This is a genomic window from Sporomusa sp., assembly GCF_035561255.1.
GTDB lineage: Bacteria > Bacillota > Negativicutes > Sporomusales > Sporomusaceae > Sporomusa.
Genome location: NZ_DATMXX010000012.1, coordinates 1 through 11,605 on the forward strand (window position 1 = coordinate 1; position 11,605 = coordinate 11,605).

Annotated in this window: 8 protein-coding genes; 6 read left to right on the top strand and 2 right to left on the bottom strand. The window is 45.3% G+C overall.

Features of this window, described 5'->3' with window-relative positions; translation table 11 throughout:
• Positions 1-159: 159 nt before the first annotated feature.
• The 5 genes from VN379_RS00710 to VN379_RS00730 all read left to right on the top strand — a co-directional run bounded on the left by VN379_RS00710 (position 160) and on the right by VN379_RS00730 (position 4,429).
• Positions 160-1,107, top strand: a complete 948-nt coding sequence (locus tag VN379_RS00710; RefSeq protein WP_325529782.1) for an efflux RND transporter periplasmic adaptor subunit — start codon at positions 160-162, stop codon at positions 1,105-1,107.
• The gene (gene devC, locus VN379_RS00715) at positions 1,104-2,273 is read left to right on the top strand and encodes an ABC transporter permease DevC (protein ID WP_325529784.1); all 1,170 of its coding nucleotides are present in this window, start codon (positions 1,104-1,106) and stop codon (positions 2,271-2,273) included. The genes VN379_RS00710 and devC overlap by 4 nt, the downstream gene beginning before the upstream one ends.
• Positions 2,273-2,950, top strand: coding sequence for an ATP-binding cassette domain-containing protein (locus tag VN379_RS00720; protein WP_325529795.1), 678 nt, complete (start codon positions 2,273-2,275; stop codon positions 2,948-2,950). The genes devC and VN379_RS00720 overlap by 1 nt, the downstream gene beginning before the upstream one ends.
• A 474-nt stretch (positions 2,951-3,424) precedes the next feature.
• The gene (locus tag VN379_RS00725) at positions 3,425-3,568 is read left to right on the top strand and encodes a hypothetical protein (protein ID WP_325529786.1); all 144 of its coding nucleotides are present in this window, start codon (positions 3,425-3,427) and stop codon (positions 3,566-3,568) included.
• Between the two features lie 129 nt (positions 3,569-3,697).
• Complete coding sequence (locus VN379_RS00730; RefSeq protein WP_325529787.1) at positions 3,698-4,429, top strand: hypothetical protein; 732 nt, start codon at positions 3,698-3,700, stop codon at positions 4,427-4,429.
• 727 nt (positions 4,430-5,156) lie between these two features.
• Here VN379_RS00730 and VN379_RS00735 read toward each other — a convergent pair.
• Together VN379_RS00735 and VN379_RS00740 are read right to left on the bottom strand one after the other, a co-directional pair.
• Positions 5,157-6,323 (bottom strand): response regulator, encoded by a 1,167-nt coding sequence (locus VN379_RS00735; protein WP_325529789.1) that lies wholly within the window; start codon positions 6,321-6,323, stop codon positions 5,157-5,159.
• 1 nt (position 6,324) lies between these two features.
• Positions 6,325-9,411 carry an ATP-binding protein gene (locus tag VN379_RS00740; RefSeq protein ID WP_325529791.1) on the bottom strand — a complete coding sequence of 1,029 codons (3,087 nt, stop codon included), beginning with the start codon at positions 9,409-9,411 and terminating at the stop codon, positions 6,325-6,327.
• A 274-nt stretch (positions 9,412-9,685) separates the two neighbouring features.
• Between VN379_RS00740 and VN379_RS00745 the strand changes: the two genes are divergently transcribed.
• Positions 9,686-11,605, top strand: a 1,920-nt coding sequence (locus tag VN379_RS00745) for a carboxypeptidase regulatory-like domain-containing protein (protein WP_325529793.1), incomplete at its 3' end; no start/stop codon positions are given.

The following is an 11,605-nucleotide window of genomic DNA, read 5'->3' on the forward strand; positions in this document are numbered from 1 at the left end:
CATGATGACCCTGTATGATGAATTTGAAGATAACAAAATTCCAATGAATTTTGGCTTTTATCAAGCCTTCAACTTTCGGCATAGCTTACCGCTGTTGAAAAATTGGATTTGGCAATAGGCGAGAAAAGGATTTGGAAAGAACAATTGAGGAGTCGACCGATGAAATATGACAAAAAAGTCGCTTGGGCAGCAATAGCCCTACTCGTTCTGACAATAGCAGCTTATTGGATGTGGATGTTGAGCGGGCAAGAAAAAACAAAGATTCCGGTCCGTCGAGACGCATCAGAAGAAGTTTTAGATCAAGCCAGGCGACTATCTGGAATTGGTGCTCTTGGACGGGTGGAGCCACGCTCCCGCGTTGTTGTTGTTTCCTACGATGGTGATGGTGCCCGGGTAAAAGAAATTCTGGTGAAAGAGGGGCAGGCTGTACGCAAGGGAGATGTCATTGCGGTATTTAGTGATTTTGATCAGCGACAAGCCAAATATGCAGCCGCGATGGCCAAAGTCCACCAGACTGCCGCCAAAATTCAAGCAGAACAATCTACAGAATCGTATCTTATAAGTGAGTACAAAAGAATGAATGAACTTTGGAAAGCAGGCGCAATTTCACAGTCTTGTTTTGATGAAGCTGAGCGTAATTTGCGCCAATCCCAGGCTACAGTAGCTGCTCTTAGGGCCGAGCTGGCCTCTGCCAGTGCCGATTTGAATTTTTCGCAAAAAGAACTATCACAAGGCAAGCTTTTAAGTCCGATGGACGGTACGATACTCGCTGTAAAGTCTAGGCCGGGAGAGCGTGTTGGGAGTTCTGGTGTTGTTGAAATGGCGGATTTGACGCAACTCGATGTTGTAGCCGAAGTCTATGAGAGAGACATAACACGCGTAAAGATTGGTCAAAAAGCCGAAGTCAAGGTCGCAGGATTGCGGGAACCATTTATTGGCGATGTACGAGACATCGGATTTCTGATCCGAAAGAACGACATAAATAACACTGACCCGCTGGCTGACAGAGATAATAGAGTTGTGGAAGTTCGTATTACGCTAGATTCTGTAGCTATAGAGGCACTTCGTCATTTGATATACATGCAAGTTGATGTGAGGCTGATATGACGCTAAGTAGACAGTTTTATTTTGCGACGCACCTAGCTTGGCGACAATTAACTCACGGGCGGGCCAAGCTTGCAGCTGCCACTCTTGGAGTAATGTTTGCCTGCGTGTTGGTGTTTATGCAACTAGGATTTATGGATTCGCTGAACGAAAGTTCAACAATAACCGCCAAACGTTTTCAAGGTGAACTGTTTTTAGTCCATAAACAGAGTCAAGCATTGTCGGCGACAGTCCCTTTTCCCCGAACCGAACTTCAACGAGTATTAGCCAGCCCCTATGTTGATTCAGTTGTTCCTGTTTATATTGGCGAGGCTCAGTTTAAGAATCCGGAAACCAAGATAAATCGCACCCTTATGGTATGGGGTAGTGAACCAACGGAGACTGTCCTAAACCTCGCAGATATTGAGCAATTCCGAGCCGCGCTAACAAGGCGGGATACAGCTGTGTTTGATGAGTCGTCCCGGCCGGAGTTTGGTGATATTGCTGTATTGTTGCAGCAAGGTCCGGTGGTGACAGAAATCAACGACCGCAAGATGGAGGTAATCGGTACGGTGCGTATCGGAACATCGTTCGCGGCTGATGGCAATTTGATTACAAGTGACCAGAACTTTTTTCGGATTTTTCCCAGCAGACAGCCGTCTCAGATTGATGTCGGCGTTATCCGGGTAAAAGCAAATGCTAATATTGGTCAATTACAGCAAGACCTGCGTCTCCTTCTTAGTGATAATGTTCATGTCTTTACGGACAAGGAATTTATTGATTACGAATATCAATATTGGCAGAGTAGTGCACCGCTGGGATTTATTTTCGGCTTTGGTACGATCATGGGGTTAGTCGTTGGGCTGGTAATCGTATACCAAATTCTTTTTACGGATATTACCAATCACTTAAAGGAGTTTGCCACCTTAAAGGCAATGGGCTATTCAAATCGTTATCTGCTGCTGGTTGTTTTCAGTTCGTCCTTAATTCTGGCGATCCTTGGATTCATCCCCGGATTCCTGATTTCTCTGGGGCTCTATAATCTCGCTGAATCGTTTACGTTTATTCCCATGCCGATGCCGCTGACCAAGGTGATAAACGTGTTTCTTATGATCCTCACGATGTGCGTATTTGCGGGGGCAATTGCTATGCAAAAAATGCGTTCAGCTAATCCGGCGGATATGTTTTGATGGATACGATAATTAAAGTGCAGGATTTGAACTTCAGTTTTGGCAGCGGCGAACTGAAAACCCAGGTGCTTACAGACGTGAACCTGCAGATCAAGAAGGGGGGAATTGTTATACTGACAGGCCCTTCCGGCTCGGGAAAGACCACTTTGCTTACTATTATCGGTGCTCTCCGTGCAGCAGATGCAGGCTCAGTTCAAGTTTTGGGCCAGGAATTGGTTGGTGCCGGGGAAGAAATTTACAACCAAACTCGCCTAAACATAGGATATATTTTTCAAAATCACAACCTGCTTGAAAGTCTATCCGCCCTTGAAAATGTATGCATGTCACTTGAGTTGCGCCAAGACTGCAACGAGGAAAGAAGACGGTGCCTGGGAACGGAGAGTTTGTCTGCAGTTGGGCTTGGAGATCGTATTCATTATAAACCCGCAAAATTATCCGGTGGTCAAAAACAACGTGTATCCATCGCCAGGGCACTTGTTGCAAACCCTAAGCTGATACTCGCTGATGAACCAACCGCATCATTAGATAAAGTAAATGGACAAGATGCTGTTAATATACTTCAACGGCTTGCCCGCGAACAAGGCGCTGCTATACTTCTGGTTACGCACGACTATCGGATTCTAAATATGGCCGATCGTATTATTGAGCTTGAAGACGGGCGAATTCGTAAGTCATAAGCTGCGCTCCCTAATAATGATCCGATAGGGAGGATCTAATTTTTGATGCTACTGTGAAAGAATTGATGGATCAGAGTTTTTTTCGTAAACAATTCTATATCTTCACTGATTCTATGCATAAAATTGCAGACTAATTATTTAGGGGCATTATGAAGAAGAATAGTTTGAATGAAGCCTAAACGGAATCAGGCCCAATAAAATTCTTCTCGAATTGATGTATTTTTTTCTTTCCTTGGTACCGAAAGTACAATTATCGTACTAAAATATTTTGATTTGACATAATGGAATTTTTTTGGAAAACAGCTTGACACATTCATGCCATATATTCCTATTGGCTGAGCCACAGCCAATAGGAATATATGGCAAAGAGAGGGGGTTATAAACTTGTGACGTATTGAACGAAGGGTTATCAACGGGGAGCAGCGGCTTCCTAGGCCTTCCAGCAAGCTCGCATAAAAGGGCGGGCGTGATAGGATGTACAGAATTATTCAAACCTGGGCCTGGGAAGAAAGAACACTGGGAAGAATTGAGTGCCTGCGCGACGGTCAGTTGATTCATATCCACGCTTTTGAAAAGCCGTTTATTACGACCGCCGCCCGGAAAGTAAAAATACGGTAAGTCATTGTTGAAGGTAACTTCGGACTGTGGTCTGCTGTAAAAATACGGGCTGACCATCGCTGCAGCCAGTGTTGCTCATGGCGCGCGAAAACAAATATTGTTAAAAAGTATAGTTTAGGAGTGGTGTAGATGAAATCTTTAAATGCTGCGTTATTGTTAGTAATTGGTTTATGCCTGATCCCTCCCCAGGCTGCCTATGCAGCCGATTACGGCTTGTCCGTGCGTACCTGGTTTCCTTCGCTGGATGGAAAGGTCCAAAAAGGGACAGCATTAGATTTTAAAGATAATTTGGGTATTGAAAATAAAAACTTGATGTCAGTTGACCTCATTTTTGGCGAAGAAGGCAAGTTTCAGTTCAATTATGACAATTTTTCTTTTGACGGCGCAAATAATCCGGCTGCCGGTTATTCTTTTGACGGTATCTCTTACAATCCTGCCGATCGTGTAAAAGCGACAACCGAATTTACCTATATTGCTGTTAAGTGGCTGCCTACATATAATGCTAAAAGCGAGCGTAATTTTTCCTGGCTATTTGGTATCAGCAATTCAAAAATTAAAACAAAAATGGAAGCCCCCGGAAAAAATGCCGAGAAAACATTCAAGTCCTTTGCCCCCATTGTTGGCGCACGTTATGAAATAGGTACTACAACCCCAACATCATATTATGGTGAAATAGCTGCGTCAGTTACCGGCAGCAACAAGTATTCCTATGCATCTGAAGTCGGCGTTAAAAGAAAAATCTCGGAAAAAGCCGGTTTCGTAGCCGGATACCGTTATTTAGCCGCAAAATCAGGCTCCAATGATGAGTATGCAAAAATAAGCCTGAGCGGACCTTTTTTGCAGCTTAATTACCGCTTTTAAAATTTGTTTCGATATCCCCTTCGGAGGGGTATAAACCATAATTTCGCCACATTGCTGTACAGCAGCGTTTTTACCCGATAATCCATATATATCTTTGATTTTTTTTAGGCATATTACCATCATCAACAGCCTGTAACGAGACACTGGCGTTTAAACACTATCTACAGATACTGAAAAAACAGGTAGCGCTGTGTTCTCGGAATACTTTTAAAGATACTATTGCAGCAAATGAGATGTTATTAAACACTGCTGAACATCGGATTGAATTTCTTGAAAAAAATGGGGTATATGTACGAGCCAGAAGTTTCAAAGATATTGTAAATGTTAATCGGTTCGCACTACAAAGGTTACAGAAAACCAGAGGATTTATGTTAGAACATTATTGGAATGATTGATAAACAAGAATAAAAGTCTCAGGCTTACTTAGAACGTTTTTTCACCATTGTGCACAGATAATATGGTGCAGAATATATAGTCTAAAATTTTGAGGACAATGAGGGCGAACTTCATTGTCTTTCTGCACCGTTTGACCAGATACGGAGAACCGTATCTCTGGTAACTGCGAAAAAAGTAGAGCTTCTGCCAATATTTCTGTATTTGGTAGAAGCTTTTGTATGTTTAGGGAACCCAAAATAGTGGGTGCTATAGTATCACCGGTAGTGAGTCATAGGTATTATTCTTTCCCACAAAACACACGGCTATAGGAAGGAGTATAAGCAGTTGGCGATTAGTCGCAGCTGAGGGCGGGGATGTTTTTCAGGTAGTAAATGGTTAGGGCGACGCCCAGCATGGTGCGGCCGGAAAACGAGTTCAGGGAGATTCCCAGCACTTTTTCAATGCTCTGTTTGCGGAAAGTGATAGTTTTATAATGCACAAATAGGGTATTTGCCACTTCCTGCAAGCTGTTGTTGAAAAAAATTTGCTCCATAGTGGGAAACAGGTCGGTGGAGTTTAGCCGGTCGTATTCAAGAATTTTGCCGATGGTGCGGTCAATCAGCGCATCGCAGTTATGATTATTAATGTATTGGTCCAAAACAGGCAGGAAGCAGCTGTCGAGGAAGTGATAAACCGCTGAGTGGGCAACCATGCGGGCGGCGATAACTGCAGTGTTGCGGGCTTGTACATAGCGGTCGGCAAAGGATTCCAGGTTGGGGTTATACTCTGCGATGCCAAGTATGACTTTTGTTTCGGGGAAATAGCCGGCGGCGATTGCTTTGATGTTTTTTGCATTTGCCAGTTCGAGCTCTTTAGTATTGTTGGGAGTGGTAATGGTATAGTCTAAAATGCCAATTCCGTGGGGTGTTTCCCAAGCCATAAAACCGGGCTCAGAAATTAGTTTACTAATGAAGGAGGTTCGGGCTTGTTTGTTTCCTCCAGCCGGCAGCAGAAAGTACATGGAGAAAGGTTTGGCAAAATTGATCCCTAGTTCGGCGGCTTGCAGGAAGGCAGCTTCCGGATCAATGTTTGTTTTGGCAAGCAATTGGTTGAGAAAATCGGTTTGGCTCTGGCCGACAGCCAAGCAATTTATAGCCTGGCTGTTTCGCGCCAGCCGCTCAATGGTGCTGTCCAGTCTTTTTTTGGATACTGGTTTCATAACATAGTCAATGGCCTTAACTTCAAAGGCATCGAGGGCAAATTGCTGGTAGGCCGTAACAAAAACAATTTCAATATTGCTGTTTTGGCGGTGTATTTTTTTTGCAATTTCGATGCCGTTTTGTTTAGGCATGTCGATATCTAAAAACAAGAGATGAATATTGCCGTTCTTGATTAGCTTCAAGGCTTTTTCTATATCGGTGAATGATCCGGCAATTTCAACGTTGGGATATTGGCTGAGCAAATGCTCCAGCGCTTTCAAAGCAGGCCGTTCGTCATCTACGAGTACCGCTCTTAGCATATTATGGTTCCCTCCTTTCGTCAGGAATGGTAATGCTCACAATAGTTCCGCTATTGATTTTGCTGACAATTTCCAAACCGTGGCCGTAAAGGCGCTTCAGCCGGCGGTTTATATTGGTAAGGCCTACGCTTTTGCCTGTTGGACCGGCTAGCAGGCTGTCGAGCTTGTCTTGCGGAATGCCGACGCCGTCATCTTGGATGGTGATGACAACTGCGGAGTGCTGCCGGGTAGCGGAGATGACGACGTTGCCACCGCCTTTTTTTGGTAGTATGCCGTGCTTTATCGCGTTTTCCACCAGCGGCTGGATTACCAGAGTGGGAATTCTTACGCTGCCCGGCAGGACGGTGATATGGTACTGGCAACTAAGTTTTTCTTCAAACCGCGATTTTTCGATGGCCAGGTACGAATCGACAAATTCCAATTCCTTTTCCAAGGTACTGAACTGGTTCACATTGCCAAAATTAAAGCTGCCGCGCAAGTAGTCGCTCAAAGCAAGCAGCAGCTGGCCGGCTTTTTCGGCGTCCGTCCAGCAGAACGACATGATGGTATTGAGGGCGTTATAAAGAAAATGGGGTTTGATTTGGGCCTGTAAAAAGGCCATTTCGGCCTGGATGGCCTGACTGACTGATTTTTTCAACTGGAGGAGGGTTTTCATGCGGGCTTTTAATTCGCTGGGGTTTAACGGCTTGCTCAAAAAATCATTGGCCCCTGCCGCAAATCCAGTCAGCATGCTGTCGGCAGAGTGCTGTGCCGTCATCATCAGCACAGGCAATTCAAACAGCGAATAATCTTCCCGCAGCTTGCGGCATACCTCGTAGCCGGACATAACGGGCAGCATGATATCGAGAATAACAAGATCAATGGTTTTGTTTTGAGCCAGTACTGCTAACGCTTCTTTACCACTGGCAACGGCCAGGGCAGAATAATGCTCGGCCGCCGCAATGTTGAGGAGAAACTGTAAGTTGGCAAAATCATCATCGACAAATAAGATGGTGAATTCGCCATCTTGGGGAAAGAATACAGGGGTTTCTAACCGCGGGCGGGGTGGCTGGGTACCTGTTTTACCTGACAGAATGGGTAAGGGTTGACCGGCTTTTGGCTGAGCATGACTTACCGGCATGCTGAAAGTCAGGGTAGAGCCTTGGCCCAGCTCGGAAGTTGCCCAGATGCTGCCGCCGTGAATCTCTACCAAGTATTTTGTGATGCTTAGACCCAACCCGGTACCGCTATATTGTCCCCCGGAAATTGTTTCAAGCTGTTCAAAAGATTTAAAGATATCAGGAATTTTATCCGGGGGGATGCCGATCCCGGTATCGGTTACACTGATTTCTACCATGGTTTTGTTTTGAACGGCGGAGATGGTGATTGTGCCCTGCTCAGTAAACTTGATGGCGTTGCCGAGCAGATTATAGATGATCTGGATTAAGCGATTCTCATCAGCCTCGATAAGGGGAAGGTCACTGTGGAGGTTGCTGGTTAGCGTGATTGGTTTAGAAAAAACCAGATATTTGCTTACTTCTAATGTCGCCGGAATGACTTGACGGATATCGATGGCCTCTTTGTGCAGGGAGATATCTCCCTGCTTTAATTTTTCGTAATCCAATATGTCATTAATGAGATTGGCCAGTCGTTGGCCACTGGATACTACCAGCGAAAGATTTTCCTGGCATTTTTGCGGTAAAGTGTCGGCGGCGTCTTCCAGTACCGATTGCGTTACCGAAATCATGCCGTGGAGCGGTGTCCTCAGTTCGTGGGAAGTATTGGCCAAAAAGGCATCCTTTATTTTGTCAAGCGATAAGAGCTTTTTGGACAGTGCTTCGATTTTGGCGAAGGAAGCAGAAAATCGCTGGGATAGAATGAAGGACTGGACGAAAATGAGGATAAAGCTGATGAGGGGAAAGACGGCTATATGTTTTTTGTTGTGGATGTTCCAAAGATATGTGGTGTCAAAGATAAAGGCGCCGATGGCAAATACAATGGTACCAAACAGCAAGGCGGCGCCGGTTCGCTTTCTGGTGACCGCCAACCAAGCTACATAGGTATAGTATAAGGCGACAGCGCCGAGAAGAAGTTCAAGCAGTACAGCAAAGTTCGTATAAAAACCGACGGAGGTTACCAGAGAAACCAGGGTGCAAAAGGCGGCTATGGCCACAAGGAGGTTGCGAACCCGCCGGGAACATTCCGCTGGGTACAATTCGTGCATGAAGAGTGCAAAAGCCGCCGCACCCCAGTAACGGGTTGCATATTCGAAAAATATAATCCAATCAAAGCGCAAGGTGGGAAAGATACTCAGGATAATACATTCGTCTTCAAAAGCGATAATGCCGGCAAATATCAGCATAATCAGGATAAAATATAATTCAGCGAGGTTGTTGTAGCGCCTGCGCATTAAATAAAAAGCGGCATGGTACAGGATCGTGATAGAAATGGCACCTAACAGGAAAACATCGATTTGCCGTTTTTTTTCGTGCCAGGCGGCGATCTGCGGAGCGGTTCCAAAATAGATGGAGTAGCATAAGCCGCCGCGGGCGTAAGTAAAGTTGGCTACCTGGACAATGACCTCAAACTCGGCAGCGTCTGTTTTAAATACTGCTATTTGTGGCTTGAATTCAGGGGAATACGATTGGGCGTCAGTGCCGACAATGCCGTTTTCCGCCACAACGGCGTTATTGACCATGATTTTGTAGGCGGTGAAGATGGTGGTCATCTTTATCGCTTTTTGCGGATCGGCAGCGGCTGTTTTTATTTTTAAGCGATAGGTGCCATAGCCGTAGCCAGGCGGGTTGAACCCGTCAATGGTATAATAATTCCACATGCTGGGCACAGTGACGTAACTTTTCCGGAGATTGGTATCGCTAAGAAAGTCCTGGTAGGTGAGCAGCTGATTCCAGTAAAATTCCCATTCGCCGTCCAACGGGACAACGCCATCTTGCTCAAAATCCCAATCGCTTAGATCCAAAATGCCCTGACGGATTTTGGGGACTTTTACGGACGATAAGGGAATGACGGATAACAGATAGACAAAAAGCAAAGGGAGTAAAACCAGTGTGAGAAAGAGCACTGGTTTTTTATTGGTAAAAAACTTCATGGTTTCTCCTAAAAACAGGTATATTTTAACACCAGTATACCCGGTAATTGCTGACAACTCAAGGATACAGGAAATACCAATGAAAAAAAGGAAATAGTGCAAAGCCGCGTAATTGCTGAGTCATTATCCAAATGGATAAAAATTTCTATCTACTTGGATAATTAACATTTAATGGCAGGTATGCTAAATTATGATAAAGGCGAATGGGTCTTTTGCCTAAATATATTACGATTTATAAGTGGATTCGGCTAGACATCTTAGGAGGCGTTTCTACATGATCTTGGTACGACAGGTACAAAAAAAATTGGCTAACAGCCTTGTTTGGCTGCTGGTGTTAACTAATTTGGTACTGCCTGCGGCACAGGCTGCCAATCCAGCAGAGAAAACTGCAGTTACCCAAGAACAGGCTGCATCACAGGATGGTACAATCGTACTGGAACTGGATAAGTCTCAGACTCCGCAAACGGCCCTGGCGACAACAACAGTAGAGGCCGCTAGCAAAAATAAGACTACCGATCAAGATAAAGTGTTTCAGTTTGGCAACCAATTGCTGTCCTACTATTTGCAGGAGGGTAAGTCCGCGGGGCCGGAATGGCTGAAAACAACAGCTTTAAATTTTTATATTAGTAAAGATTTTAAGCAAACCTATTCCCTGGAAACAATCCAGCCCTTTGGCGAGCGGAATAACAATCCCGGCGACCACTGGTTCTGGCAGGGCCGTTACGCCCGTAGTGAAGACGCTTCGACGTTCAATTTTGGAGCAGGCTGGCGTAATCTTGCTCCGGACAGGCAAAGCCTGCTGGGAATGAACCTTTTCTATGACTACGGCTTTAAGTACAATCTGGCTCGTATTGGGTTAGGCGGCGAATATTTTAATAAGTTGAGCGAATATCGCTTTAACGTCTATCATCCGGTAACAGGTGATAAATTGGCAAACGTCAATTACCAAACCAACGGAATTCTCTATTCCTATATCCGGGCTGTTGACGGCGTGGATCTTGAACTGGGCACGTCTTTTTCTCATGCCCCGTGGTTAAAAGCGTTTCTTAAAGGCTATTACTACGATAATCAGCATAAGGATGATGAACTTGGTTATCAGCTACGCACGACAATGCAAGTTTCCCCCCGTTTTAACCTGGAACTGGGGTATCGTTATTCTAACTTAAATCATGATCCTTATGCAATTGTTACGTACCAACTGGCGGACACCATGCCACTTAATAAAGGTAAAGCTAAAAAAGATGGACCCTATGACTTGAGCGATAAACTTTTGCAACTGGTGGAACGGGAGAATGATATTAAGACTGAAACCTGGACAAAGTTTGTTGCCTATCGAGGCAGTATTAAGACTACCGTCACGAATAGCAATAACAATACGGCTATTGCTGGCGCAATCGTGCAGGCCTATCAGAACAACGCTGCAGTGGGAAGCGCTGTTGTTACCGATGACAGCGGTACCGCAACGATCAGCGGCCTGGCAGTGGGAAGCTATACAGTCTACGTGACGTATGGCAGCTATAGTGAAACAAGCGACGCCATAATGGTAGTCAAAGACATAACTGTTCCCGCAAACGTAAGCTTGGACGTAGTTGGCGGAAGCGTAAAGGTAACCGTGCTGGATGTCCATTCTGTAGGCATTAGCAGCGCTACTGTTGTCGCAACAGAAAGCAGCAGTCCCACAGTAGCCTATGCACCTAAAAATTTAGTTGATGTCCTATTAGGAGTAAAAACCGCCTATGCTGGAAGCTCGGCCTTGAGCTTATCGATGACAACAAATGCAAATGGAATCGCGACCTTTACGAATTTACCTCCGGGAACGTATACCTTTACGGTTACATACATGGGTAATTCCATGACAAGTGAAGCGGTTTCGATAACAGCTGGCAGCACAAATGACGCCACCATCCTGCTGCCTGCGAGTGGTGGCAATATCCGTGCCGTAGTTACAGATGACAACGGTACAGCTTTGAGCGGAGCTACGGTAGCAGTTTTGTCGGGTACGACCACCGTGGCAACCGGAACGACAGGTACGAGTGGTGTGGCCTTAATAGGTGGTCTTGCAGCGGGAAGCTATACGGTATCAGCTTCTTTAGCAGACTATACTGCCGGTAGTACGTCCGGCGTAGAGATAAGCGAAGGAAAAACAAGCACGAGCAGTCTGATCTTGACGCGTCAAAGGGGAAGCGTGACAGTG